The organism is Chloroflexota bacterium, from assembly GCA_026389585.1.
GTDB lineage: Bacteria > Chloroflexota > Dehalococcoidia > UBA2247 > RBG-13-53-26 > JAPLHP01.
In genome coordinates, this window is the sequence record JAPLHP010000061.1 from 18533 (window position 1) to 43207 (window position 24675).

At 52.3% G+C, this 24675-nt stretch carries 27 protein-coding genes; 5 read left to right on the plus strand and 22 right to left on the minus strand.

From position 1 onward, the window contains the following. Window positions 1-11 precede the first annotated feature (11 nt). A complete protein-coding gene (locus NTZ04_04875; protein MCX5991643.1) occupies window positions 12-1700 on the minus strand; it encodes a glutamine--tRNA ligase/YqeY domain fusion protein in 1689 nt (562 codons plus the stop codon). Window positions 1701-1926: 226 nt separating this feature from the next. Between NTZ04_04875 and gltX the strand changes: the two genes are divergently transcribed. From gltX to NTZ04_04890, 3 genes are all read left to right on the plus strand, one after another. Then, the gene (gene gltX / locus NTZ04_04880; protein ID MCX5991644.1) at window positions 1927-3411 is read left to right on the plus strand and encodes a glutamate--tRNA ligase; all 1485 of its coding nucleotides are present in this window, start codon (window positions 1927-1929) and stop codon (window positions 3409-3411) included. Window positions 3412-3587: 176 nt separating this feature from the next. Continuing rightward, a complete protein-coding gene (locus NTZ04_04885) occupies window positions 3588-4802 on the plus strand; it encodes a CoA transferase (GenBank protein ID MCX5991645.1) in 1215 nt (404 codons plus the stop codon). Further along, window positions 4802-5986 carry a CoA transferase gene (locus NTZ04_04890; protein MCX5991646.1) on the plus strand — a complete coding sequence of 395 codons (1185 nt, stop codon included), beginning with the start codon at window positions 4802-4804 and terminating at the stop codon, window positions 5984-5986. Before NTZ04_04885 ends, NTZ04_04890 begins: the two co-directional genes overlap by 1 nt. On the opposite strand, the gene NTZ04_04895 is transcribed toward NTZ04_04890, so the two are convergent. Beyond that, a complete protein-coding gene (locus NTZ04_04895) occupies window positions 5976-6872 on the minus strand; it encodes an MBL fold metallo-hydrolase (protein MCX5991647.1) in 897 nt (298 codons plus the stop codon). The two genes, NTZ04_04890 and NTZ04_04895, sit on opposite strands and share 11 nt — an antisense overlap. A gap of 233 nt (window positions 6873-7105) precedes the next feature. Here NTZ04_04895 and NTZ04_04900 point away from each other — a divergent pair, with 233 nt between their 5' ends. Beyond that, window positions 7106-7858 (plus strand): SDR family oxidoreductase, encoded by a 753-nt coding sequence (locus tag NTZ04_04900; protein ID MCX5991648.1) that lies wholly within the window; start codon window positions 7106-7108, stop codon window positions 7856-7858. Window positions 7859-7875: 17 nt separating this feature from the next. Here NTZ04_04900 and hisB read toward each other — a convergent pair whose 3' ends face one another. Beyond that, window positions 7876-8463: an imidazoleglycerol-phosphate dehydratase HisB gene (hisB, locus tag NTZ04_04905; GenBank protein MCX5991649.1), complete on the minus strand. Its 588-nt coding sequence runs from the start codon at window positions 8461-8463 to the stop codon at window positions 7876-7878. Between the two features lie 260 nt (window positions 8464-8723). Between hisB and NTZ04_04910 the strand changes: the two genes are divergently transcribed. Beyond that, on the plus strand, window positions 8724-9008 hold the full coding sequence (locus tag NTZ04_04910) for a hypothetical protein (GenBank protein MCX5991650.1): 285 nt from the start codon (window positions 8724-8726) through the stop codon (window positions 9006-9008). Window positions 9009-9069: 61 nt separating this feature from the next. Here the strand turns inward: NTZ04_04910 and NTZ04_04915 are convergent, their stop codons facing one another. From NTZ04_04915 to NTZ04_05005, 19 genes are all read right to left on the minus strand, one after another. Continuing rightward, on the minus strand, window positions 9070-10359 hold the full coding sequence (locus NTZ04_04915; protein ID MCX5991651.1) for a hypothetical protein: 1290 nt from the start codon (window positions 10357-10359) through the stop codon (window positions 9070-9072). 560 nt (window positions 10360-10919) lie between these two features. Next, window positions 10920-11222, minus strand: coding sequence for a hypothetical protein (locus NTZ04_04920; GenBank protein MCX5991652.1), 303 nt, complete (start codon window positions 11220-11222; stop codon window positions 10920-10922). A gap of 85 nt (window positions 11223-11307) precedes the next feature. Continuing rightward, entirely contained in the window at window positions 11308-11466 is a 159-nt protein-coding gene (locus NTZ04_04925; GenBank protein MCX5991653.1) for a hypothetical protein, read from the minus strand. A 148-nt stretch (window positions 11467-11614) separates the two neighbouring features. Next, window positions 11615-12022, minus strand: a complete 408-nt coding sequence (locus NTZ04_04930) for a VOC family protein (GenBank protein MCX5991654.1) — start codon at window positions 12020-12022, stop codon at window positions 11615-11617. 42 nt (window positions 12023-12064) lie between these two features. Further along, entirely contained in the window at window positions 12065-13165 is a 1101-nt protein-coding gene (hisC, locus tag NTZ04_04935) for a histidinol-phosphate transaminase (protein MCX5991655.1), read from the minus strand. Window positions 13166-13182: 17 nt separating this feature from the next. Further along, window positions 13183-14166, minus strand: coding sequence for a DNA polymerase III subunit delta' (gene holB, locus NTZ04_04940; GenBank protein ID MCX5991656.1), 984 nt, complete (start codon window positions 14164-14166; stop codon window positions 13183-13185). A 40-nt stretch (window positions 14167-14206) separates the two neighbouring features. Beyond that, window positions 14207-15481 carry a diaminopimelate decarboxylase gene (gene lysA / locus NTZ04_04945; GenBank protein ID MCX5991657.1) on the minus strand — a complete coding sequence of 425 codons (1275 nt, stop codon included), beginning with the start codon at window positions 15479-15481 and terminating at the stop codon, window positions 14207-14209. 70 nt (window positions 15482-15551) lie between these two features. Further along, on the minus strand, window positions 15552-15812 hold the full coding sequence (gene acpP / locus NTZ04_04950; protein ID MCX5991658.1) for an acyl carrier protein: 261 nt from the start codon (window positions 15810-15812) through the stop codon (window positions 15552-15554). Next, window positions 15812-16258, minus strand: coding sequence for a transcription antitermination factor NusB (nusB, locus tag NTZ04_04955; GenBank protein ID MCX5991659.1), 447 nt, complete (start codon window positions 16256-16258; stop codon window positions 15812-15814). Before nusB ends, acpP begins: the two co-directional genes overlap by 1 nt. A gap of 107 nt (window positions 16259-16365) precedes the next feature. Further along, window positions 16366-17277, minus strand: coding sequence for an ACP S-malonyltransferase (fabD, locus tag NTZ04_04960; protein MCX5991660.1), 912 nt, complete (start codon window positions 17275-17277; stop codon window positions 16366-16368). Window positions 17278-17543: 266 nt separating this feature from the next. After that, entirely contained in the window at window positions 17544-17738 is a 195-nt protein-coding gene (rpmF, locus tag NTZ04_04965; GenBank protein ID MCX5991661.1) for a 50S ribosomal protein L32, read from the minus strand. An 8-nt stretch (window positions 17739-17746) separates the two neighbouring features. Next, window positions 17747-18271 (minus strand): DUF177 domain-containing protein, encoded by a 525-nt coding sequence (locus NTZ04_04970; GenBank protein MCX5991662.1) that lies wholly within the window; start codon window positions 18269-18271, stop codon window positions 17747-17749. A 14-nt stretch (window positions 18272-18285) separates the two neighbouring features. Then, complete coding sequence (locus NTZ04_04975; GenBank protein MCX5991663.1) at window positions 18286-18504, minus strand: hypothetical protein; 219 nt, start codon at window positions 18502-18504, stop codon at window positions 18286-18288. Further along, complete coding sequence (gene ispH, locus NTZ04_04980; protein ID MCX5991664.1) at window positions 18494-19360, minus strand: 4-hydroxy-3-methylbut-2-enyl diphosphate reductase; 867 nt, start codon at window positions 19358-19360, stop codon at window positions 18494-18496. Before ispH ends, NTZ04_04975 begins: the two co-directional genes overlap by 11 nt. Continuing rightward, a complete protein-coding gene (locus tag NTZ04_04985; GenBank protein ID MCX5991665.1) occupies window positions 19350-20012 on the minus strand; it encodes a lysophospholipid acyltransferase family protein in 663 nt (220 codons plus the stop codon). The genes ispH and NTZ04_04985 overlap by 11 nt, the downstream gene beginning before the upstream one ends. Before the next feature lie 92 nt (window positions 20013-20104). After that, complete coding sequence (locus tag NTZ04_04990) at window positions 20105-20938, minus strand: enoyl-CoA hydratase-related protein (GenBank protein MCX5991666.1); 834 nt, start codon at window positions 20936-20938, stop codon at window positions 20105-20107. A gap of 25 nt (window positions 20939-20963) precedes the next feature. After that, the gene (gene hisG / locus NTZ04_04995; GenBank protein ID MCX5991667.1) at window positions 20964-22376 is read right to left on the minus strand and encodes an ATP phosphoribosyltransferase; all 1413 of its coding nucleotides are present in this window, start codon (window positions 22374-22376) and stop codon (window positions 20964-20966) included. Next, window positions 22351-23619, minus strand: a complete 1269-nt coding sequence (locus tag NTZ04_05000) for an ATP phosphoribosyltransferase regulatory subunit (GenBank protein ID MCX5991668.1) — start codon at window positions 23617-23619, stop codon at window positions 22351-22353. Before NTZ04_05000 ends, hisG begins: the two co-directional genes overlap by 26 nt. A 139-nt stretch (window positions 23620-23758) precedes the next feature. Continuing rightward, a complete protein-coding gene (locus NTZ04_05005) occupies window positions 23759-24022 on the minus strand; it encodes a hypothetical protein (protein ID MCX5991669.1) in 264 nt (87 codons plus the stop codon). Window positions 24023-24675 lie beyond the last annotated feature (653 nt).

Sequence of the window (24675 nt, forward strand, 5' to 3'; positions counted from 1 at the left end):
AGGGTGTCATTTCAAAGCTGTTTCTCGATCTTGGCCCACGAATCGCGCAAGGTAACCGTCCGGTTGAATACCAACCGTTCGGTAGAAGAGTCCTTTGAATCTACGCAGAAATAACCCAGCCGTTCGAACTGATAACGGCTTCTCGGGGCCGCACCTGCAAGGCTGGGCTCGACATAACCCCTCAAAATCTGCAGCGAATCGGGGTTTAGGACGCCTTCAAAACCGCTCCCATCTGTGACATTGGCGGGGTCTTCTACTGTAAACAGCCGATCGTAATGGCGTACCTCCGCCTCGAGCGCGTGGCCTGCCGAAACCCAGTGTATGGTTCCTTTGACCTTGCGCCCGTCCGGCGTGTTCCCACCGCGAGTTGTTGGATCGTAGGTGCAATGCAGTTCGACCACCTCTCCGGTGCGCTCATCCTTCACCACTCCAACACAGGTGATGAGATACGCGTACCGCAGCCGCACCTCACGGCCGGGGGCCAGACGGAAGAACTTGCCCGGCGGGTCTTCGCGGAAATCATCCTGCTCAATGTATAGCACGCGCGAGAAGGGCACATTGCGCGTGCCGGCATCGGGGTCTTCAGGGTTGTTGACGGCATCCATCTCTTCGGTTTGGCCCTCAGGGTAATTGTCGATGACCACACGGAGGGGGTTCAACACGGCCATAACGCGCGGAGCGCTCTTGTTCAGATCGTCCCGGATGCAGTGCTCAAGCAGCGCGATGTCGATAGTGCTGTCTGCCTTAGCAACGCCGATGCGGTCGCAGAAATCGCGGATGGACTTTGGCGTATACCCGCGTCTGCGCAGACCGGAGACGGTCGGCAGCCGGGGGTCGTCCCAGCCGGTGACGTGTCCCTGTTGCACCAATTGCAGCAGCTTCCGCTTGCTCATCACAGTGTAGGTGAGATTGAGGCGGGCGAACTCGATCTGTTGCGGATGATAGACCCCAAGCTGGTCAATAAACCAGTCGTACAGTGGGCGGTGGTCCTCGAATTCCAGCGTACAGATGGAATGAGTGATGCCTTCGATGGAGTCCTCGAGTCCGTGGGCCCAATCGTACATAGGGTAGATGCACCACCTGTTGCCTGTACGATGATGCTCTGCATGCAGGATGCGGTACATCACCGGATCGCGCATATTGAGGTTCGGCGATGCCATGTCGATCTTGGCGCGAAGCACTCGTGTGCCGTTCTCAAACTCTCCTGCCCTCATGCGTTCGAACAGGTTGAGGTTCTCCTCCACAGAGCGGTTGCGGTACGGACTCTCCTTGCCGGGCTCGGTAAGGGTGCCGCGGTACTCCCTGGTATCGTCGCTACTCAGGTCGTCAACGTAAGCCTTGCCGTCTTTTATCAACTGGACGGCGTAGCGGTACATCTGCTCAAAATAGTCCGATGCATAGAATAACCTGTCCTCCCAGTCGAAGCCGATCCAGCGCACGTCCTCTATGATCGACTCGACATATTCATGTTCCTCCCTGGTGGGATTCGTATCATCGAAACGCAGGTTGCACAGTCCTTTATACTGGGCGGCGATGCCGAAATTGAGACAGATTGATTTGGCGTGGCCGATGTGCAAGTAGCCGTTCGGCTCGGGTGGGAACCGCGTGTGCACGCGCCCCCCGTATTTGTGGTTCTTGATGTCCTCGTTGATGATATCCCGAATAAAATCGGAGGGAGTTTTTTGTTCTGCCGCAGTCATATTCTTTCCCCTGCAATAGCCAATTCTGTGCTGATCCTCTGGAATTGAAGTAGCTTTGCCCTGACTACCAGTTTGAATGTCAACTAAAGTACAATTTCTGTTAGGCTTTGTCAATGATCGGGTCGATTGAATGACTCTCGAATAGACGCTCAATGCTGATGATGTTAGAATGACTATCCATGGAAGTCGCTGTTCTTGTATCAAATAACTGTATCGGCAGGGAGCCATGAGTACCGAAGGCGTCAGGGTGCGATATGCTCCCAGCCCAACCGGATACCCGCATATCGGAAATATCAGGACCGCCCTGTTCAACTGGCTGTTCGCCAGGCACACTGGCGGCAAGTTCATCGTCCGCATTGAGGACACCGATCAGTCGCGCAAGGTAGAGGGCGCGGTGGAGGCGATACTTGACAGCTTGCGCTGGTTGGACATTGACTGGGATGAGGGGCCGGAGGTTGGAGGCGATTACGGGCCGTATTTCCAGTCGGAGCGGCGGGAGCTGTATCAAAAGTATGCGCAGCAATTGCTGGAGAGCGGGCGCGCCTATAAATGCTATTGCTCGTCGGAGCGTCTGGCCCAGATGCGCGCTGTGACGGCAGAGCGCAAGGAGTCGATGCGCAGCTACGACCGCCATTGCCGTGACCTGAGCCCGAATGAACAAGCACAGTTCGAATCTCAAGGCGTTGCGCCTGTGATACGCTTCAAGGTGCCGCTTGGCGGACAGACAACGTTCCATGACCTTATCCGCGGTGACATAACGTTCGACAACAGCGAGCTCGATGATCTGGTACTGCTGAAGTCGGATGGCTATCCGACGTATCACCTGGCCAATATTGTCGATGATCATTTTATGAAGATCACTCATGTCATGCGGGCCGATGAGTGGCTTTCCTCCACCCCAAGGCACGTTCTGCTATACAACGCGTTTGAGTGGGAACCGCCACTCTATGCCCATTTGCCTATGATTCTGGGGCCGGACAAGTCAAAACTGAGCAAACGCCATGGTGCTACGGCCCTGCTGGACTATCGGGACCAGGGGTATCTGCCGGAGACTATTATCAACTTCCTGGCCCTCCTGGGTTGGTCCCTGGATGACAAGACCGATATTATCGGCCGGGAGGACTTGATCAGGGATTTCTCTCTGGAGCGCGTCAGCAAGACGGCTGCGGTATTTGACATAAAGAAGATCCAGTGGATGAATGGCCTCTACATTCGCAAGCTGGGCCATTCCGGGTTGGCTCAACGGGCTTTGCCCTATTTCGATAAGCATCTCCCGGTTCAGGTGAAGCGCCCGCTGGATATCGGGTATGTGAGTCAGGTTGTGGCACTGGTGCAGGAACGGGCGAAGACGCTCTGCGAGCTTGCTGAGGTGAGCGGGTTCTTCTTTCTGGAAGAGATGGACTATCCTGTGGATCTGCTGGTGAAGGGTGGCATGAGGAGAGGGAGAGCCAGTGAGTTGCTGGGGGTGGCTCTCTTGAGGTTGGAGTCACTGGAGCCGTTTGATGTGGTTAGCCTGGAATCCTTGCTTCGTTCCTTAGCAGAGGAGTTGTCTATCAAGACAGGAGAATTCTTTGGCCTTCTTCGCGTGGCAATCACTGGTCGCACCGCTACCCCTCCCCTTTTTGAGACCATGATGGTGCTGGGCAGGGATAGGTGTCTCAGGCGGATTAAGGCAGCGATAGATCGGTTGCAGAATAGCGCTGGCCCTTAGCCTACCAGGGCTCATCGGCAGACCTGAAGGTCTGCGCTACATCTTTCGGGGGATTGTTGACGTATCCATTTCTTGGGTCAATGGCTTTTGACCTTGGGGAGTTGTAGGGGGAAGTAGTGCAGGTCTTTAGACCTGCCAGGGCCAGCTGGCGGAGTCCAAATGTTTGAGAATTGCTCATGTCTCTATTAGCGGGACGAACTGCTCTGGAAGGCCTGCGGATCCTGGATTTGACCAGTGAGAAGGGCGCCTTTTGCGGCAAGCTCCTGGCCGATATGGGGGCTGACGTAATCAAGGTTGAGCCTCCTGGTGGTGATCGGACTAGAACATCAGGCCCTTTCCTGAATGATGTACCAAACGCTGAGGCAAGCCTCTCTTTCTGGTACAACAACACCAGTAAGCGAGGTATTACTCTGAATTTGGAGCACGGTGAGGGACAAAAGGTATTCAGGAAGCTGGCTCGCACTGCAGATGTGGTGGTAGAGGCCTTTCCTTCCGGATATCTGAAGAAGCTATCCCTGGATTATGAAGCGCTCAAGGAGCTTAACCCTCGCCTTATCATGACTTCCATCACCAGCTTCGGTCAAACGGGGCCCTACAGGGACTATGCATCATGTGATCTAGTGGCTCTGGCGCTTGGGGGTCAGATGTATGTCTCTGGTGACTCGGATACTCCACCGCTGAAGGCCTATGGAGAGCAGGCCTATCTCATTGCTTCTCTCTTTGGAGCAATTGGCACCCTGATGGCCTTGTACCATCGGCATTTGGGCGGCCGAGGTCAGCTTGTGGATATCTCTATACATGAGTGCGTAGCTGGGATGATAGAACATGTCAATGTGCGTTACCTCTATGAAGGAGTAGTGGCCAGAAGGCAAGGCAGCTTGCATTGGGACAATGCCTTCCGCGTATTCCCTTGTAGGGATGGCTACATAGTTCTCACTCTGTTTCAGGAGTGGGATACCCTTGTAGAATTGTTGGACAGCGAGGGGATGGCTGCCGATTTGAAAGATGAGAGATGGTGTAACCACACAGTAAGAAGCAGAGAGGCGGATCACATTATTCAGGTTCTGGGGAGATGGGCCATGAGGCATACGGCGACGGAGTTGATGGATCTCGGACAGTTGCTCCGGCTTCCCTGGGCAGTGGTGAATTCGATAAAGCTGGTGAGTCATAATCCCCACCTCTTGGAACGGGGATTTTTCGTAGAGGTGGCTCACCCTGAGCATGGTGCCTCATTTTGCTATCCCGGTGCCCCTTACAGGTTTAGCCGCACTCCCTGGCGGGTGTGGAGGCGGGCTCCGCTCATTGGTGAGCATAATCAAGAGATATTCGGAAGGGAATTGGGGTTGTCCCCGGCAGAGATAGCTGGTTTGATCTCTGGTGGTGTCATCTGATGTTGGGAGCATTGTCAGGCTTAAGAGTGCTCGATTTTACCTGGGTATTGGCTGGCCCCTTTGCCACCAGGTTGCTGGCGGATCATGGTGCTGAGGTGATTAAGGTTCAGTCCAGGGTGACTATGGAGGAGACGGAGCGTAATATCAATGGGTATTTCAATACCTGGAATCGCAACAAGTTAGGCATTTCCTTGAATGTCTCCGAACCTCAGGGGATTGAGCTGGTGAAGAAGCTGGTTCAGGTAAGTGACGTACTGGTGGAGAACTTCAGCCCCCGGGTAATGAAGAACTGGGGCTTGGACTACGATACACTGACGGAAGTAAGGCCTGACCTGATCATGGTCAGCATGTCTGGGATGGGGCAGACAGGTCCGTGGAAAGACTACGTCGCATTCGGAGCTACAATTCAGGCCTTGAGTGGGATTACTCATCTGACCACCTGCCCCGGGAAACCTCCTTTAGGTCTGGGTTATTCCTATGCGGACCAGGTGGCTGGTCTGATGGGTGTATTAGCCATTCTGGAAGCTTTAGAGCATCGGCGAAAAACAGGCGAAGGACAATATATAGACCTGGCTGAGTTAGAGAGCATGAGCGGTTTGCTGGGAACAGCCTTGCTGGATTACCAGGCCAATCACAGGGATGCCTCTCCTATAGGCAACTGCTCGGCTTACCAGCCTGCTGCCCCTCACGGCGTTTATCGTTGTATGGGTGAGGACAGGTGGTGTGCTATTGCTGTATTCACCGGAGAGGAATGGCAGGCTTTCTGCAGGGTTTTGGGTCATCCTTGCTGGACCATGGATAAGGATTTTGCCACTCCACTGGACCGCTGGCGGAACACTGCCCGGTTAGATGTACTGGTGGAGGAATGGACGAAGCGACACGCTGCTGAAGAGGTGATGGGCCTGCTTCAGGAGGTGGGCGTGGCGGCTGGGGTGGTGCAGAATGCGGCTGATCTGGCCGGAGACCCGCAGCTTAGATCAAGGGGTTTCTTTGTGGAGTTGGATCATTCGGTAATGGGCAAGACAGTCTCAGATGGCAGTCTGATCAAGCTGGGTGATACCCCGGCCCATTTTCACAGGGCAGCTCCTCTTTTGGGGCAGGATAATAACTATATTTATCATCATCTACTGGGGATGTCGGAGGATGAACTGGAACAGTATGCTGCGGAGGGGGTTATTTCCTGAGGTTGGAGAAGTAGGAGAGATAGCCTGAGAGAATCATCTGGTATTGCGCAGGGAGGTCTGCCTCGGGGAAATATCCTTTGACGTATTCCGACAGGCGCAGCCATATCTTCTGAGTATCTTCCCCTGCTTGAAGGGCCTTCTGAACAATCTGACCGAAGGTGGTGGCATTCATCTTCGCCTGCTCAATATGCTTTTGCGCATTGGTTCTTGTTCCACAATGGGAATAGAAGAGCAGCTTGGGACGGAGATGAGCTATCCTATCCATCGTTGCCAGATAGAGCTGCAGATCAAAAGGCGGCACTGCTGCCGGCAGAGGAAAATCCGGCATATTATCCGGGATAACCCCCAGTGCTTCCCCGCAGAAGATGCCTTGGGTTGAGCTGTCCAGAATCGAGATGTGATGTGATGCATGCCCGGGAGAGAAGAGTATCTTCAGCTCTCTCTTGCCCAGACGAATTGTCTCGCCGTCTTCAGCTATGTGTATCTGCTTCTCCGGGACAGCGAGGATAGGTCCGAATGATTTCTCAAAATCATCGCCGAAGACGAGGCGGGTGCTGTTGATTAGTTTTGAAGGCTCTTTCATGTGTACTGCCCCTCGCGGATGGAGTACCACTCTGGCATTGGGGAGATTCTGGGACAGGAAGCCTGATCCTCCTCCGTGATCTACATGGATGTGAGTAGGAATGATATAGGCTATGTTGTCCGGGGTGATACCGATCTCTTTAGAGCTGCTGAGCAGTCTGGAGGCTGTAGTTGTGGAGCCGGGCTCAATCAAAACTGATATCCGGTCCTCAACCAACAGGTATGCTACCTCATTGATGGAGAAAGGCGTATCCGGTGTATATGTGAGGAGAAATGTATTCCGGGCTATCTCTGTGATTCGCATGGTTGTTCCCAGGGTTACAACGTGACTGCAAAACAGATGATATCACAGCATGAGCTTTTTGGCTCCCCTGCCGGCTGGATCTGAGATGGACTTGGAAGCATGGGGGAGTATTGAATTGGGTTGCGTGTAGCGCCGTTGTATTGCTAAGATAGCCAAAAGCGACTTGTTTGGCTTGGCTATAGAGCCCGGTACGTTATTCGGCAAAATGGGCTGCCCAAGAAGGAGGTAAGGAATTGTCTGGATTACTGACAGGCAAGGTTGCTCTGGTAACTGGCGGGTCTTCTGGGATCGGCAGGGGGACAGCGCTGGTGTTCGCCCGCGAAAAGGCAAGGGTGGTGATAGCTGACATACTGGTTGACGAAGGGCTGGAGACGGTTCGTCTTGTCAGGGAAGCCGGAGGCGAAGCCATCTTCGTGAAATGTGATGTTTCCCGAGGGGCAGAGGTTACGATGCTGGTGGACAAAGTTGTTGAGACATACGGCAGACTGGACTGCGCTTTCAATAATGCTGGTGTTGAAGGTACCGTGTCGACGACGGCCGACTGTACCGAGGACAACTGGGACCGCCTAATCAGCGTTAACCTCAGGGGGATGTGGTTGTGCCTGAAGTATGAGATTACGCAGATGCTGAAGCAGGGTGGCGGCGTCATCGTCAATACGGCCTCGGTGGGGGGGCTGGTGGGTCTTCAGGGTTTGTCAGCCTACTGTGCCTCCAAGGGTGGTGTGGTGCAGCTGACGCGCACAGCGGCACTGGAGTATGCCAGATCCAATATTCGTATAAACGCTGTCTGCCCGGGCGGCATCCGTACCGGAATGTCGAAGCGCCTGGGCAAGCAGCCACAAATAGGTGATCCCCAGCCTTCTCCGATGAGACGTTGGGGCAAGCCGGAGGAGGTTGGCGAGGCGGTTGCCTGGCTGTGTTCAGACGCCGCTTCGTTCGTCACCGGTCACATGATGGTACTGGATGGAGGCTTCGTAGCACAATAGACTGGAGCCTCAGGACATCAGTCGATGATGCTTTTGGTGCTGGGCACTCTGCCCCTGATGCGCTCGTCGAATTGAGTGGCTGCATCCAGTGCCCGCGCCAGTGCCTTGAAGGTGGCCTCTGCCTTGTGATGATCGTTGCTGCCCCTGAGCAACTTGGTGTGCAGGTTGATTCTGCCTTCAGAGGCAAAGGTCTCCAGAAAATGGCACACCAGATTGGCAGGCAAATCGGTGATATTCTTCTCATCGAAGGGGATCTCTATGACGGCATATCCCCTGCCGCTGATGTCGACCGCTACCAGGGCCAGGGCATCGTCCATGGGTACTATGGCGTGAGCCATCCTCACAATGCCCTGCTTTTCACCCAGTGCCTGATTGAAGGCGCGTCCCAGGCAAAGCGCCACGTCCTCTACCAGGTGATGGGAATCAGACCCCGTAGCGGAGACCTTGAGGTCAAAGGATCCGTGCTGGGAGAGTTGGGCCAGCAGATGGTCAAACATCCTTATCCCGGTGGTGATCTCGGAATCACCCTTGCCATCGATCACCAGCTCCAGACTGATGCACGTCTCCTTGGTTTCACGCTTGATGACCGCTATTCTCTTGGACATGTCTTTTGTCTCCTCTTTTGCTCTACATGCTGGTCTTTAGACAGCCTTTTCCATACGAGAGTCCATTATTACCCTCGTATTGCATAAATTCTTGCAAGAATGCTTGACGCGCTTACTCTAACTGGGTTCATGCACGAGAAGTTATGGTATGAAATTCTAGCATGACCTTGACAAAAAGGGAAGCGTGTGAATTGACTCATAACAAAAGTTACCGAAGGTGGTATTGTTGCCTCACAAATATTGTTACCGAGGGAGGTGGCGTGACCAGGGGCAGCATACGAGAGTACACCGAGGTAGTGCTAGGGCGTTACCTGAAATCAAAGAGGAAGGAGAATGGAAGGGCACTGGATGAGTTTGTCCAAGTGACGGACTATCACTGCAAGACAGCGATCCGTTTGCTGAACCGAAATAACTCCCACATGTTTGAAATCAGTATTTCAAACAGCCGCCTCAGGAGTTCGCTTTTGGGAATATGTAGGCACTACAAAGACTACGGGGTGGACATCTCTGTCCACCCCGCAAGAGGCCGAAATTCTTTCGGCTAGTGTTGACTCACGGATCCCCCGTGGACAATGCGTTACACAATGCCCGTTTGTGGTGCGGTGACTAAGCCCTTGGCCTCCTCATGAAGAGGACTACCACACCAAGTATCACGCCAATCCCGATTACCAAGTAACCTATGCCCCTCAAAAGGATACCCGTGGGATCATGGGTATTGAACCCATTGTTGTCCTTGTCAATCTTCAGGGCATCCTGCGTGTCGCTGAAAGCTTGGTCATAGCGTGTCTTTGCGTCCACGAAGTTCCCGCCCTTGTAGTCTTGGTCTCCAAGGCTTGTTTCCATGGCTGACTGCGCCATGAGTTCTCTGGATTTGGCCGTAGAAACGCTCGGGCTCCCTATAGCCAGCAGTTGTTGCCTGACATCCATCGCGGCCCCCTGCTCAGTGGTATACACCACGAAGTCGGTGCTGGTGGTGGCGGGCTGTGGATATCTCTTATAATACTGGTAGTTGGCCATAATCTGTGCTGGATGTGTTCCACCCTCAGGTGCGGTCGTAAAGGTAATCTTCCCCGTCTCGCTGTCGAGCGAGTAGGCAAGGGCAACGCAGCTGTAGCGTAAGTTGGTGCTATCCCATTTCGCCTGATAGATCTTGTCCGTCCCGGACACAACTGGGAAATTGTCCACCCAGAAGTCCTTGGTAACCCCATTACCAGCGCCCACAAGTTCTACATATTGGTAGTCGGCATTGATTGTAAAAGATGCATTCGGGGCGGAGTTGAAATAAATGACGCCGTTGAAGCAGTCGAGGGTGTAATCCGCCGCCGCCATGGGAATGCCGCCCGTGCCCACAAAAATGCTGATAGAGGTGGGGTCGGGGTCAACGCCCTGATGATCCAAATTGAACTTCTTCGTAGATCCATCCCCCGTTCCCACGTCTTCTCGGACGACCGCTGTACTGGCCTTGTATCCACCCTCCTTCTCGTAATCGACGCTTATGGTGTAACTATGCCTCATGGTGTTGGAAGCAACTGATGTGGCGGGCACTGTGAAATTGATGGTAGCCTCGCCACTCAGGCCTGCCAAAAGGCTGCTCGGGTAGTCTGCCGTCGCCGCTTTGTACTCTCCACCCGTCCAATCGAACTTCACCTTCGCGCCTTTGATATTGATGGTGTTCCCCGTATCGTTGGTTATACCGACCTTCAGGGTTGCGTTGTCCCCTGCCACATAGGCAACGATGGCACCAGCCCCATAGAGAGAATCAGTCCCTTTGTAGGCACTATTGATCCACACCCCAGCATTGATAGATGCACTTGCAGGACTGGGGACCAAAATTACACCTGCAAGCACTGCAGCAATGGACACAACCGGTAGCAGTAACAATGCCAATTTCTTCATTTAGTTGTTCCCTCCCTATTATACTGACTAATTAGAATTCCAGTGCTGGGTTCCAGTTCTCATCCATTACTGAAAAGGGGGAGAACGTGCTGTGCCTTGGTCCATTCCTGTCCATGCCGATTGCCCACCTCTGGGGCAGTGGTCAAACGCAAACCGACATAGGTTGAACGGCATCTTTCTGGGAGAATGCCTATGCTGTATGCCAGCCGGGAAACAGAACAAACATCCTTTTCCCATCTCCTGTCCCCTCCAATCATGAAATTGAGAAGGTAGCATCAGGACTCATAGACACATATATGTAAAAGTCAATTTGGACAATAGCATGGATCTTCCCGGACTGTCAAGGTGTGACTGACACTTATGTTTGTGGACACTTATGTTAACCATTATGCATGATAAGGTGCTTCATACCGCCAACGTCGGTAGGGGCGGTGACTGGGCGTAAGGTCGCCACAGGCATGACCAAGGATGCCAGTAGTGCAATCACAACAAAGGCGAACAGAATCATAACCAGTCTTGTGGCATTATACCGTAGCGCTCTCCTTCCCAGCGGTTGCAGTTCAGGACTCTTTGTCACCTTCGGCTGATGGCCGAGCCTTGAACATCCCAATGCCATGCCCGACTATCCGCCCAGCAAGGCTGCCCATCACCCAGAGTAGACCAATAGCCACAACATACCCTATCGCCTTCACTGCACCTTCGAATTCCCCTCCAGAACCAGGAATCAAGTCGGTGAAGGTCTTTATCCTGTCCGGATTAGTGAATGCAAGATAGGCAAGGACAAAGGTGAAGATGAGCAGGCCTATCCCCACAAAGAATACAAGCAGACCAGATATGTTTCCAGCTCTTGCCATGTTTCTCATTGCAGTCTCCTTTCTCGACCCTCAGAATGTACCTGTGCTGAGATCAGCTTCTGGGCTCGACAATACGAGATACGATTGGGGGGTACTATACAGATGGCCAATCGTGCATCAGTGTCCAATTCCTGGTAGTCTCTAGCACGGCAGTGCTCTCACCATCTACCCCAGCCTGCCCTGGAAACCACCTCACTGCCTCAAGGTTGTTGGCTACCTGCCCTTGACCAATCATCTTCCCTTTCTCGTCCATCACAGCCATCTATGAGTACTTGGAGTGATAGTCAACTCCAGATCGGTGAATCGTCTTATCACCCGGCTTCCCTGGGTTTTGGCTCTATTAACAGAGAGCGGCTAGATTCAGATCTAGCCGCTCTGGGAGTATCAGGTTTGTTGGCTCTTTACTTATCGGGCTGGATAAACTCAATCTGTACGCCGTGGAGCGACTTCGGGTGTCCGAAATTGACCTTCCCGCCGGTATAGGTGAGTGCGGTGGGGCTCACAAATTTGACGCCCTTCTCGGTGAAGTCCTTCATGTCTTTCTCGAGGTTGTCTGTCTGCAAAGAAAGGAGGAATACCCCTTCCCCTCTGGTTTCGACGAACTTATAGACCGAGGTCTCCGGGTTACTGGAGGCAATGAGGTTGATGCTGACACCAGCAATCTTGAAGGTAGCGCCAGTCAATCCGGGGAAGGCAAAGTCTGTCGGCTTGGTATATACCGGCGGTACTCCCAAGAATGCGCCATACTTCTTCACTGCTGCCTCAAGGTCTTTCACTGCTATGTTTACGCCGTAGAACTGTTTGATCATATTTCCTTATGCTCCTCCTGTTTTCAAAATACTCAACTAAAGCTATTTTAGCAGAATCTCGTTGAGTGCCGCAACCAGGGCATCAGTATGCTCCGGCTTTCCGACGCTGATGCGGATGTAGTCCTTGAGGAGAGGGGTATCAAAGTATCGTATCAGGATACCTCGGCGCCTGAGCTCCTGGTAGATTCGGGTTGCCTCATTGCTGGCGGCGGAGCAGAGGATGAAGTTTGCATCCGATGGGTAAGGCTTGAGCCTGCTGAACCCGGCTAGTCTGGTGAACAGGCGTTGCCGCTCGGCGATGATGGCCTTGATTGTCTGTTGCAGGTGATCAAGGTCTCTCAGCGATTCCATGGCGGCTATCTGGGCCGCCACATTAACATTGTATGGTGGTTTGATCTTCATCAAATGCCTGGCGATGTTCTTAGGGAAGATGCCATAACCTACCCTCAAACCAGCTATCCCTGCCCATTTGCTGAAGGTGCGCAGAACAATGAGGTTGTCGTGGTCAGCTATCAGGGGAACCATCGTCTGCCCACTGAATTCGTAGTAGGCTTCATCGACTACCACAATGGCCCCGGTCCCGAGAAGCTCCAGGATATCTTCCCTGGAGGTTGTATTCCCGCTGGGGTTATTGGGAGAGGCCACGAAGGTGACCTTGGCCCCTTCATTCAAGGCTTTCTTGACCGCACGGACGTCAATGGCGAAACCCTTATCGCGGGGGATGCTGACTATTTTGCCAGCCCAGGCTTCAGTGCTGAAGTGATACATACCAAAGGTAGGCACACAGTTGACCACACCGTTCCCGGGGTCGATGAAGAGGCGCATGATGAAATCGATGATTTCGTCGCTGCCACTGCCCACCACGATCTGGTCAGCGGGGATTCCAACATAACCTGCTAGCGCTCTTCTTAGCTCGCGTTGCTCGGAATCGGGGTAAATGTGGTAATAAGGGTAGTTGGATAGGGCCTTCTTTACTCTGGGAGAGCAGCTATAGGGATTTTCGTTTCCGTCGAGTTTGATGAGCCGTTCGATGGGAATGCCGGCATCCTCAGCCATCACCTCCAGGGGTGTGATGTAGTTATAGGGCTTTATGTTGAGCAGATGGGCCCTTATCAGCCTTTCGGAGCTTCTATTTGGGTTCACGTGTTTTACCGTCCTCTCTAGGGCATTCTCAGCATGAGCACTTCGAGGGCCAACCGGGGGTTTGCGTTTTGCTCCAGTTGCTCGCCAGCCTCTTGAAGATGGTGGATGAAATCGACGATTTGTTTTGTGCTGAGGGCTTGAGCCTGTTGAAGGAGCACAGCTTGCTGGTCAATATTGGTGATGGATTGACTATTCTTGCTTTTGATAAAGAGCAGATCGCGCCACCATTGGAGCCATGAAGAGAGGACGTCAGCCACTCTCTCGCGGCTTCTGCCGAATTGAGTCGCCAGCTCGGCGGCGTAAGTAAAGCGCTTGTGCATGCCGGCGCTGCTCAGATCAATGAAGGTAGCCACTCTCTGGGCTCTCTGCTCTAGCAGGCTTTCATCCTGAATGGCCAAAAGTGCCCAGCCGAGGCATCCACCAGATAACCGGGCCAGTAAGTCTGCCCTGTCGTGAGGCACGTTATGGCGCTGGGTTAGCGTCTCTCTGCCCAAACCGGCGGAAATGGGACGCAGCTCAACGCGCTGACAGCGAGAAACAATGGTGGGCAGGAGTTTGTTCTCCCTGGCGGCCAAGAGGATAATGAGGACTCTGGGCGACGGCTCCTCCAGGGTTTTCAGCAGGCAGTTGGCCGCTTCATGAGAGAGGAACTCGGCTTTGTCGAAGATAAATACCTTCTGTTTGCCTTCATAAGGAGGCAGGTGGGAGGCCATTTGCATTTCTTTGACCTGGTCGATGCCTATTCCTTTCTTCTCCTGAGAAATCACGTCTATGATTTGAACGTCAGCATGTTTGGCATCCCCAATGCGGCGGCAGGAATTGCACTGCTGGCAGGGACTATCCTCTGACTCACAGTTGACTGCCTGAGCCAGGTTGACAGCCAGGGTAAACTTTCCTACATGAGGTGGCCCTGCAAAGAGGTAGGCATGTGAAAGGAGGCCTTTGTTGATGCCGCGCTCCAATAGTCCGATAGCCTTGGGTTGACCTGTTACCTGCCACATGAGCTTTGACCTGTTCTAGCCATTCCGGATTATCGTAACCCTAAAGAACGTCGTATCGAAGGAGGTCCTCGTAGGTTTCCCGTCGTCTGATAAGGCGGGCCTGTCCGTCTTTGATCATTAGAATTGCTGGTCTGAGGGATGCGTTGTAGTTGCTGGACATGGGGATGGAGTAGGCGCCCGAGGTTGGCATGGCTATGATGTCACCTTCATCTAGCTTGGGAAGGCGAATATCCTTAATCAAGATATCGCCTGACTCGCAAAACTTGCCCGCCACCGTTACCATCTCGGTCTCATCTTCGCCGGCCTTGTTGGCGACCAGGGCATCGTACCTGGAGCCATAGAGGGCAGGGCGGATGTTATCCCCCATTCCACCATCAACAAAGACATACTTGCGTACACCGGGGATATCCTTTGTTCCGCCCACCTTGTAGAGTGATACCCCTGCCTGTGCTACGATCGTTCTTCCCGGCTCGACTATAAGCCGCAGCGGGTCCAGCTTCAGCTTGCGGCTCAGGCTCAGGACCTTTGATGTTATGGCTTCGGCATAATTGCCAATGGAGGGAGCTGGGGAGTCCATCTGGTATTGAACAGCAAATCCCCCCCCGATATTTAGTTCCCTGAGCTCAAGGTTATGCTTCTCTTTCATTTGAACTGCGAAGCGAAGCACGATTTCAATAGCTTCGACATAGGGCTCTATCTCAAAGATAGAAGAACCCAGATGAAAATGCAGCCCCACCAGATGCAGGCTCGGAGTAGCCATGGCCTCGGCCAGTGCCTCTTCGGCTTGTCCGGTAGTCAGAGGAAAACCGAACTTGCTATCCAGGATACCTGTGGTGACGTACTTGTGAGTATGAGGATCGACTCCCGGTGAGACCCGGAGCAGTATATCCTGAATCATGCCTCTATCTTTGGCCAGTTTCCCCAATAAGTGAAGCTCGTGGAAGTTGTCAACCACTATACGTCCAATACCCCATTCCAACGCTGATTTCAGTTCATCGGCGCTCTTGTTATTGCCATGAAAGAAAACCTTCTCTGGAGAAAAGGCCACGGACTTTGCGATGGCGATCTCACCGGCCGAAACCACATCAAGGCCCATGTGTTCCTCTTGAAGAATGAGGGCCAAAGCGGAATTGATGAAAGCCTTACAGGCGTATATGACTAGTGTATTAGGGTAGCGGCTCTCGAACTCGTGGTGATATTCAGCACACTTACTGCGCAGTGTGGCTTCGTCAAAAATGCAGAGCGGCGTGCCGTATTTGGCTGCCAAGGCTACGGTATCACAGCCGCCAATGGTGAGGCGGCCCCTGCTATTCAATCCCGCCGTTTGTGGGGAAAGGGGGAACTTAGGTAATTTCTCTCGTTTTTTCACTTAGGGGCGCCAGCCTCTATTCGTCTTCTATTCCTGAGTCCTTAATATATTCAACCGCATCTCCTACGGTTACTATCTTCTTGGCATCTTCATCGGGAATCTCTATTTTCTTGTGGGGGGTGCTGAATGCTTCCTCCAGCGCCATTATCAACTCTACCAAATCGAGTGAATCGGCGTTGAAGTCTTGAACAAAGGATGCTTTAGCCACAACCTCTTCGTCTTTGACACCCAGTTGCTCCACAATAATCTGTTTTACCCTGTCGAAAACTGTAGCCACTATATAGTCACCCCCTCTTCATTCTTTGGATGCTGCATAAGCTCGGCATAAACAGAACCTAAGACGCCATTGATGAATTTAGGAGAACTGTCACTTCCGAAGGCCTTTGCTAGCTCGACGGCTTCATTAATAGCCACTTTTGCGGGAACCACCGCTGATAGAAGCTCATAAATCGCCAGCCGCAGGATGTTTCTATCTACAACAGCCATCTGCTGCAAGGGCCAGGCAGGTGCAAACTTTTGAATCAGTTCATCGATAGTCCCCCTGTTTTCCAGCACCTTCAAGACCAACTCTCGGGTGAAGGTAGATGTGTCCTCAGGCAGAGAGGAGTCTTCAAGCAATCGGCCTAAGGACCCCGTGGCATCATGGCCTGTGCAATCGACCTCAAACAATGTCTGCAGGGCCATTGCTCTAGCCTCTCGTCGTGTCAGCAGGGATGCTTTCATAGGTATGGTGATTCTCCTAAGCAGTACCGTAAAACATGAAAAGCGTGCAGCCCTAAGTATAACATTGGTTTCTTGTCAAGTGAAGAGTCCTATACCTGAATCCGTGATCACTTCCTCTTGGTTTCCATACTTATGATCTTGACTTCTTTGTTGATCCGCTTGATCAGGCCGCTCAATACCTGGCCGGGTCCTATCTCGATAAAGGTGGATACCCCGTTTTCGATCATGTATTCTACGGACCTTTGCCATCGCACACAATTGCATAACTGGTTTGATAGTTCGGCTTTTACAGCTTCGGCTGTGGTTATAGGGAGGGCTGTGGTATTAGCCACAATAGGGATGGCCGGATCACGGAAGGTGAGTCTTGAGATAGCATGGGTCATTCCTTCGGCAGCAGGTTGCATCAGTTTAGAATGAAAGGCGCCACTGACCTGCAGGGGGACTACCCTCTGAGCGCCTTTTGCCCTGGCTAACTCAGTAGCCTGGGCCAGCGATTGGATTGAGCCGCTGACAGCTATTTGCCCGGGACAATTGATGTTTGCAATCTGCGTTCCGGCATGTTGGCACACGTCGTTTGTTGAGGCCTCATCCAGACCGATAATAGCTATCATACCTCCCTGAGCCTTCTCTCCTGCTTCCTGCATCAGGCGGCCTCTCTCCCTGGCAAGATAGAGCGCATCCCTGAGGTTGAGTACCCGGGCAGCTACGAGAGCGGTGTACTCACCCAGGCTGTGACCGGCCAGGAAGGCTGGTGCCATGGGGTTATCTTGAAGCTCTGGACTGGCTCTCAAATAGGCTATGCTGACTGCCAGTATCGCTGGCTGAGCATTGATGGTTTGCCGGAGCACATCCTCAGGTCCTTCAAAACACAGTCTGGAAAGGGCGAACCCCAAGCTGGAGTCGGCTTCTTCAAAAACGGCCCTTGCTTGAGGTGAGCTTGTGGCAATGTCTTGCCCCATACCCATCCACTGTGAGCCCTGACCAGGGAAGACATAAGCGATTTGGCTCCCCGTACTCATAGGCAATCTTGTTGACCTCCTTGGTGCAGTGTGACAACTCTCCTGAAAAGTTGGAGCACTCCCCATCCGGCAAGCCGTTTTCAGTTGGGTAGCATGGTTCTCAGTCGGGCGGCGATTGCTGAACTTGACGGTGCTTTAGACGCCAGCCCAGGCGATATTGGACAACGAGGCCCGAGACTCCTTGTCCCTTGGCGGACCATGTTGATCACCTTTAGTTGCGGATGTTCGACAGCTAAAGGCTTGGACGTGGGTGAGCTATAGGGCTACTATGAACTCTTTTTGCCCTTGCTCTTGATGATCTCCTCGCCACCATAATTCCCACAGGTAGGGCAGACGGTGTGGGATAGCTTGAGACTGTGGCATTGCGGGCAGGCCTCAGTAGCTGGTGGAGTGAGGGCTATGTGGCTTCGCCGTACACCGTGGCGTGCCTTGGAAGTTTTTCTCTTAGGTAGTGGTGCCATGTAATTGATTACCTCGACTTTCTTGTAGACTTTAATTTTTCGAACGCAACCGCAAATGCTGTTTGGCGGTTGGGTGTGCAGTGGCAGGTGGTTTCATTCAGATTAGCTCCACATTGTGGGCAAAGGCCGGCGCAATTGGTGCGGCAGAGAGGTTTCATGGGTGCGGCCAGCAGAATCTGCTGACGGATGACTTCAGTGAGATCCAGAATATGGCGTTCATCTATGACGGAAGAGGTCGAATCATCGGGTAGAGATAGTGGCTCACCGCTCATGATATCTACTGAAGGGTAGAATTCCTCTTCTATCTTGAACGCTAGCGGATAGTGAAAGAGGGTCAAACAGCGGCTGCACACCAGATTGCCCTTGCTGGTAAATGTGCCTCGGACAAGGATACTGTTTGCTGCGTGCAGTAGCTGTCCCTTTCCCTGGACACGATGCCCTGACTCCTGTTCAGAGCAGATCGTGTCATCGATTTCAAAGCTACGGGTAGCCCCTGTGGGTTCCTTGAGTAGCTGAGCGACATTAATCCTCATAAATAATTGACTGCCTATTTCTTAAACTCAGTTATGCTGCCCCAGCCGACTTTATCAGGTGATTCAACCAGCTTTCTTTGCCTGACCAGGTCCCTGATGCTGGATAATGTGGCGTTTACTTCAGGGGTGACAAGTACCCACTCTTGTCCTGACGGTATCCAGTAAGGAGAGTTGATGCGTATTACCTTCAGTTCCCCTAGGTTCAGATAAATGCCAAATTTCTCACCCTGCATTCAGACTCCTTTTTATTCCCTCTAATTTTAGCATAACTTCCTCTATGGCATTGTCTGGAATTGAGGTGCCGGTGGTCACGCCGACAGCTCTTTGTCCTTTGAGCCAGGTATCTTCAATGTCTTCGGCTGTTTCAATATGGTGTGTCTCTGTTCCTGCTGAGGAACATACCTCGGCGAGGCAGCGAGTGTTGGCGCTGTTTCGGCCACCTACCACTATCATGAGGCTTACCTTATTGGCCAGTGCCAGGGCCTCAGCTTGCCGCCTTTTAGTGATATGGCACAGAGTGTTGACAATCCGCAGTTCTTCTACCTGTGGGAGGATCGAGACGGCGAGAGTATCTACGAAGCTGATGAATTGAGCAGGGTTTCGGGTGGTTTGGGAAAGGAGTCCCAGACGCTGAGGCAGATCATCAAGCTTGGAAATAGCTTGGCTGTCCAGAGTAGCTATGCCTTTCTGGTCGGCCCAGCCGAGTATCCCCCTGACTTCAGGGTGAGTTGGGTCCCCAAATACGATTACCCAGAACCCTGCTGTGGATAGTTCCTTGGCAGCCTGCTGTGCCTTTCGGACATTAGGGCAGGTAGTATCGACCACTTTGAGTCCTCTGACAGCAAGTTCCTCTGATACCTGGGGGGATACACCGTGGGAAGGAATAACGGCAACACCACTCTTCACTTGGTTGATGTTGCTTACCACCTTGACGCCAAGCTGGCTGAATTTGTCTACCACCTGCTGATTGTGCACGACGGGGCCTAAGGTTTCAACTTCTCCGCAGTCTCGAATAGCCTTCTCCAAAATGTTTAGAGCCCTCTTGACACCAAAGCAGAAACCTATTTCTGTGGCCTTTTCAATTTCCATTGTCACGATATACCCCGCGATAGTTCTCCGGGAGAAGTTCCGCAATCTGCCTCATGATAGTCTCAGTAGAAGAGGCCAGGTCTTTTCGTGTTGGATTCCCCTTTACCTCGGGGAGTCTGAAGGGCTCACCGAGGTTGATAGTTACCTTGGGACGATGAAGCAGCTTTGTCTTGTGCTCATATTTCTGCCGGATCTTCTCCGTACCCGAGATACCTATGGGGAGGATGGAGGCATTGCCACGGAGAGCAAGATAAGCTGCCCCGAGCTTGCCCCGTTGTAGTTGAAGAGTGCGACTTCTTGTTCCTTCAGGGAATATACCCAGGGCGCAAGAATTGTCTTTCAGGGCTTCAGTTGCCAGGTTTAGCGCAGTTCTATCCACCGTACCTCGATCCACTGTAAAGCCGCCAAAAATGCGTAATAAGAAGGAGTGGACTGGGGAGTGAAAGTACTCTTTCTTTGCCATGAATGCGATTCGTCGTCGGGGTATGGCGACCGCGAGTAGGGGAATGTCAAACCAACTCAGGTGGTTGGCGACAATAATAAGAGGACCCTCCGGCAGATCAACAGGCCGGTTCTTTACCTCCCGGTGACAGAGGATGGACAGCAGCAGTCCTACGGGGCATCGGCAGACATCGTACAAACTCAGGCGCAATCAGCCTCCTTGGCTAAGACCACTATCTGTCCATCGGCGTTTTCCGGCGGGAGTCCTTCAGTTGATAAGGACGGAACTATATCCTTACTCCATTACCTGTCTTTGAATTCAGGGGCTCTCTTCTCTGCGAAGGATTTGAGTGCCTCTTTGTGATCCTCGGAACGGGTGGCTATGGTAACACAAGCCATGGCGAAGGCCAGAGCTGTTTCCAGGTCCATTCCCAGTCCCTTATATACCTGTAGTTTGGATAATCTGTAGGCTATGGGAGAACCCTTGGCTATCTTGCGGGCTATTTTCAGTGATTCCTCCTGCAACTGCTCAAGAGGCACCAGGCGGTTTAGGAGGCCTATCCTGTATGCTTCATCAGCAGTGCAGGGGTCTCCGGTGAAGATAAACTCGAGGGTTTTGCTCAGTCCCATGACACGGGGCATCAGCCATGTTCCTCCGCTGTCTGGTGCCACTCCAGCCGAGGTGTATCCTATGACGAAGGTTGATTTTGGGCAGCCGATCCGGATATCACAGGCTAGAGCAAGATCAAAGCCAAAGCCGGCAGCAACTCCATTGATAACGGCAATGGTCGGTTTGTCTAGGTTCTGCAGTCCCAGTATGATGTGGCGCTGTGCCTTAGGAGGGATCTTCCCTCTTCTTACCTCCCGTGTTGTCTTCGGCCATATATCCATGTCTTCGTCTGTAAGAACCTGCTTGCCCTTCAGCTTCTCGAACTTGAAATCGCCACCTGCACAGAAAGCACGCCCGGCCGCTGTAATGATTAGGACTCTTGTTTCATCATCTTCACCTACATAGTCAATGGCCTGAGCAAGGTCCATCGCCATTTCCTCGCTGGCAGCATTGAGAACATCGGGACGGTTCAGGGTAATGGTAGTGATCCCGGCTTCCTTTGTCAGCATAATGGTCTTGAATTCCATAGCGCCTCCTTAGTCTATATTTTATTTAATTCTTCTCTACTGTTTGACGCAGTATCTCGATGAATTTATCGATCCTCTTTTGCCTGGATTCGTTGCTGACGGTGCGTGCGCTTCCAATAAGGCATGCGGATGACTCAAAGAGAGTGTCAATAATCTTGAGGTTATGTTGAGCTATAGTGCGCCCGGTCTGTGTATTCTCAATAAGCATGTCTGCATCTTCAGGCAGGAAGGCCTCACTTGCTCCCCATGTGGGGAGCAGCCGGTAGGGGCTGAGATGGTTGTCCCGGGCATACCTGTCGGCAATGTTGATATACTCGGAGGCTATCCTCAGAGTAGAGAGGCTTTGCTTTCTCAATGGTACTCTGAAATCCTCGGGGCTGTTGAATGGCAGCTTCTTACTTACTACAGAGACTATTCTTACCTTACCATAACCTAAGCTCAGGATCTTCTTTGCTGGACTGGAGGGGAATCTGTACAGGTGGTCATAGAGCCAGTCTTCGCCGGTGATAGCCAGATCGAAATTCCCATTGGCGACCTGCAGGGGCATATCCTGGGGTCGAATGACCTTTATGCAGACTCCCTCTAGATTGATACTCGGGCGACGCGGCTCTTGAGCACAATAGGAGACTTTAATGCCCGCTTTTTCCAGGAATTCGAGAGTCGGTTCTTGTTGGTGCCCGTCAGGGAGAGCTAACCACAACGCAGAATCTTGTTGTGTAGGGAGAGAAGAAGGCTTCTTTGTACTGTCCACTACCCTCTTTGATCCTTCACTCCCGGGTTCCTCCATTTTGGCGGCGGTGCATAGGCGATCAAGCAAGAAACCCATGTCCTTGGATTCCCAACTGCGCCGGTGAGCAATCAAGAAGGTGCTTGAGCAAAGAATGGAGGTCAAAGGAAGTAAGCCATAGTTAAGGAGGGTATCCGGCGTCAGAGAGATTAAAGCCAGATCAGCGCTTTCCGGGGGATAGATTTCGGCCCCTCCCCAGAGAGGGAAAATGCTGAATCTCCTCAGCCTCAGGTTCAGAGCGAACAATTCGGCCATGTTAGGGTACTCTGTTGCTATACGTATTGTTTCTGTCCTCGTCTTCAGGTCATCGATCGATGTTATTCGGGCGGCCCTGCCGGCGGCTACACACAAATCTCTTTTGCCGTATCCCAGATCTTTCACCTTGACTACAGCACTGCTGCCGTATTTAGACAGGAGTTCTTCCACCCAATCCTGGCCGCAGATTCCCAGATCGTAGTTTCCGACCGCTACCTGAATGGGTATGTCCCTTTCATTGAATATCTTCAAGAAGAGGTCAGGGAAGTTGGTACACTGGGGCCTGTAGGAGCGGGACTGTTCATCGTAGCCGCTAAGCTCCAGACCTGATTCTTGGAGTATAGTGCCGGTTGGGCGCAGGAGGCGGCCCTTAGGAAGGGCTAGTTTTACTTGCATTTGCTACCTGTAGTATTCCTAGTACCTCAGACGTAGAATCCAATTCTGTAGCCTTACCACTTAGCTGGTCGGTGAGAAGGAATGCGGATTTACCCTTGCTGCCGCGGATGGAAAGAATCCATCTGTGTTTGGTTTCACCTGTATAACCCTGGTCAAGGTCTGCCGCACCTCCGACTCTTCGTAATAGGCCGGCGATTTCAAAGGGCAGGCTCTCATTCTTGCCCGTGTTATCATCATTTCGAATCAGGATGCTGGGTGTCGTGTCTTCCCAACTCCTGGTAAGGCTCATAAGCTGGTCAACATCAAGGGCGAATCCTGAAGCAGGGATATCTCCTCCTCCCATGAGGGGGATTAGATCATTGTATCGTCCGCCGCCCCCGAGCCTTTTCTCTCCAATACGAAATTGGAAAAGAACCCCGGTGTAGTATTCAAAACCCTTGCCTGATGCCATATCAATCTGATAGTTGCGTCCCAGGTCTTTCAGGAGCTGCGTGATGACAATAAAATCATCAATGTTTGCTTCAAGTTTGGGGAATACTTCCAGCAGGGAAGCCCTCAGGTTCTGTAGGAAACCTGGTGAATCCCCCTTGAGTTCAAAGAGCAAAGACAGAGTGTCTCTTAGTTCAGGTTTTTCTGCCATTAGTCTCTGCAATACTGCTGTGGTATCCCCATCCATGATGCGGTCAAATAGGCGGCTCTGTTCGGATGGGGCCAGACCTACCTCGTGGAGCAGGGCTCTTATCAGGCCGGCATGGGATAAATATAGCTTCACCTCACTAATGCCTAATTGGGCCAGAGTCTCCAGAGCCAGCAGTATCAATTCCACGTCTGCTGATGGGTTAGCACTCCCCATCATTTCGGCCCCGCACTGCCAGCGTTCCCTCGATTCCTTGCCCGTCTCTTCGAAGCTGAAGATATCCTCAACGTAGAAGAGCTTTGCCAGGTTATCCTGAAGCAGGTTCTCAATATATAGCCGGGCAGCGGGGATAGTGCTATCAGGTCTGAGTACCACTCGCTCTCCGCTCCAGCCATCCCAGTCGAGGAATGAATATACTCTGCTGAGCATGTTGGGAGTGAGAGTGCCGGTGGAGGTGAAGAGATGAAGGTACTCTAACGTGGGTGTCCTTATCTCTTTATAACCCCACTGGAGACAGCAAGACCTGAAGGCTTTCTCGACATGGCGAAATCTTGCCATGTCCTCATGGAGGAGGTCTTTGCTGCCTTTGCACCTTTGAGTTTCCATAGATTCCTTCGACTACCTGATTATGGGAAAGTGGAGCATATTTTAGCACGTCGTCTCTACTGAGAGCAATCTGTTTAGGAAGAAATATATGGAGGGATGAGGGGTAATGTAGTTGGAGTGGCAAGTTCCTGGAAGTCTTTTATGAAGGCGAGCCTAAGGATGCAAAGCCTATCTTTGCATCTGTTACTGCTTCTATGATTTGAATAGTGCGGTCTATGTGCTGCAGGCTGAGAGATAGCCCCATCTTTCTCAGTTCCTTGTGATGTAGACCTTGATAGAGCCCCTGGCCTGCCACGCGACACATCTCATCATAGAGGCGCGGCCATTTCCTTCTTTCGCGGGTGCAATAGAGGATGAAGCCGGTAACCTGGGGATTGATATCCACATGAGAAACTATAACCATGGCATTCTGCAAAATCAAAGGCGTTGGGAGCAATTGAGGTAGACAAGAAACACTGGCAGCCAAACCTGAGACATCTGTTTCTTGTGCTTCAACCCTCACTTTCTCTTGTCCTTTGTTAGGTAAGGAGGGGGTGGGCAAAGCTCCTGTCTGGTCTTCCCCTCGTGTCTTTATGTTCTCTTATGTAATTTGGCCTGCGAGATATCTATTTGTGAAGCCTATCCTCACTTGAGCTCCGCTTACTGCGGGGCTAGGCACAAGTACACCATTTCCAGTGAAACGGAAAAGCACCGTTTGACGCTCAAAACCACCAGAGGTGACAATCGGTTCGTAAATGGGGTTCAGGTGGTCGTGCTTTCGAAACGCACCACCCTGACCATCTTCTGAGCGTCAGTTGGCACCATTTATTTTGGAGCCTCCCTCTCCCAGGAAGTCATCAAACCTCTGGGCCGCCTCTTTCTGCTGTGTCGGCAGGACATGGACATAGGTATCGAGTGTCGTCCTGACCGAGCTGTGACCTAGTCTAGTGTTTCATAAACTGCTTTACAACGAGCGAGCTTGTCAAGAATGGCTTTGGCGGAGGCTTTCCCCACCAACGGTTTAGGGTCGGCATTGGATATTGTCAGGTACTCCTTAATGGCATGGATCAACTCTGG

What these genes read in the sequence shown, in the direction of transcription:
- hisB (MCX5991649.1), bottom strand. Translation starts at nt 8,463, where the DNA reads ATGTCCAAGAGAATAGCGGTCATCAAGCGTGAAACCAAGGAGACGTGC.
- NTZ04_04895 (MCX5991647.1), bottom strand. Translation starts at nt 6,872, where the DNA reads ATGCGAATCACAGAGATAGCCCGGAATACATTTCTCCTCACATATACA.
- NTZ04_04920 (MCX5991652.1), bottom strand. Translation starts at nt 11,222, where the DNA reads ATGAGAAACATGGCAAGAGCTGGAAACATATCTGGTCTGCTTGTATTC.
- NTZ04_05000 (MCX5991668.1), bottom strand. Translation starts at nt 23,619, where the DNA reads ATGGAAACTCAAAGGTGCAAAGGCAGCAAAGACCTCCTCCATGAGGAC.
- fabD (MCX5991660.1), bottom strand. Translation starts at nt 17,277, where the DNA reads ATGAGTACGGGGAGCCAAATCGCTTATGTCTTCCCTGGTCAGGGCTCA.
- NTZ04_05005 (MCX5991669.1), bottom strand. Translation starts at nt 24,022, where the DNA reads ATGGTTATAGTTTCTCATGTGGATATCAATCCCCAGGTTACCGGCTTC.
- NTZ04_04925 (MCX5991653.1), bottom strand. Translation starts at nt 11,466, where the DNA reads ATGGACGAGAAAGGGAAGATGATTGGTCAAGGGCAGGTAGCCAACAAC.
- NTZ04_04970 (MCX5991662.1), bottom strand. Translation starts at nt 18,271, where the DNA reads ATGAGGATTAATGTCGCTCAGCTACTCAAGGAACCCACAGGGGCTACC.
- NTZ04_04885 (MCX5991645.1), top strand. Translation starts at nt 3,588, where the DNA reads ATGTCTCTATTAGCGGGACGAACTGCTCTGGAAGGCCTGCGGATCCTG.
- rpmF (MCX5991661.1), bottom strand. Translation starts at nt 17,738, where the DNA reads ATGGCACCACTACCTAAGAGAAAAACTTCCAAGGCACGCCACGGTGTA.
- NTZ04_04975 (MCX5991663.1), bottom strand. Translation starts at nt 18,504, where the DNA reads ATGCAGGGTGAGAAATTTGGCATTTATCTGAACCTAGGGGAACTGAAG.
- nusB (MCX5991659.1), bottom strand. Translation starts at nt 16,258, where the DNA reads ATGAAAGCATCCCTGCTGACACGACGAGAGGCTAGAGCAATGGCCCTG.
- gltX (MCX5991644.1), top strand. Translation starts at nt 1,927, where the DNA reads ATGAGTACCGAAGGCGTCAGGGTGCGATATGCTCCCAGCCCAACCGGA.
- NTZ04_04875 (MCX5991643.1), bottom strand. Translation starts at nt 1,700, where the DNA reads ATGACTGCGGCAGAACAAAAAACTCCCTCCGATTTTATTCGGGATATC.
- ispH (MCX5991664.1), bottom strand. Translation starts at nt 19,360, where the DNA reads ATGGAAATTGAAAAGGCCACAGAAATAGGTTTCTGCTTTGGTGTCAAG.
- NTZ04_04990 (MCX5991666.1), bottom strand. Translation starts at nt 20,938, where the DNA reads ATGGAATTCAAGACCATTATGCTGACAAAGGAAGCCGGGATCACTACC.
- NTZ04_04915 (MCX5991651.1), bottom strand. Translation starts at nt 10,359, where the DNA reads ATGAAGAAATTGGCATTGTTACTGCTACCGGTTGTGTCCATTGCTGCA.
- hisG (MCX5991667.1), bottom strand. Translation starts at nt 22,376, where the DNA reads ATGCAAGTAAAACTAGCCCTTCCTAAGGGCCGCCTCCTGCGCCCAACC.
- NTZ04_04890 (MCX5991646.1), top strand. Translation starts at nt 4,802, where the DNA reads ATGTTGGGAGCATTGTCAGGCTTAAGAGTGCTCGATTTTACCTGGGTA.
- NTZ04_04930 (MCX5991654.1), bottom strand. Translation starts at nt 12,022, where the DNA reads ATGATCAAACAGTTCTACGGCGTAAACATAGCAGTGAAAGACCTTGAG.
- holB (MCX5991656.1), bottom strand. Translation starts at nt 14,166, where the DNA reads ATGTGGCAGGTAACAGGTCAACCCAAGGCTATCGGACTATTGGAGCGC.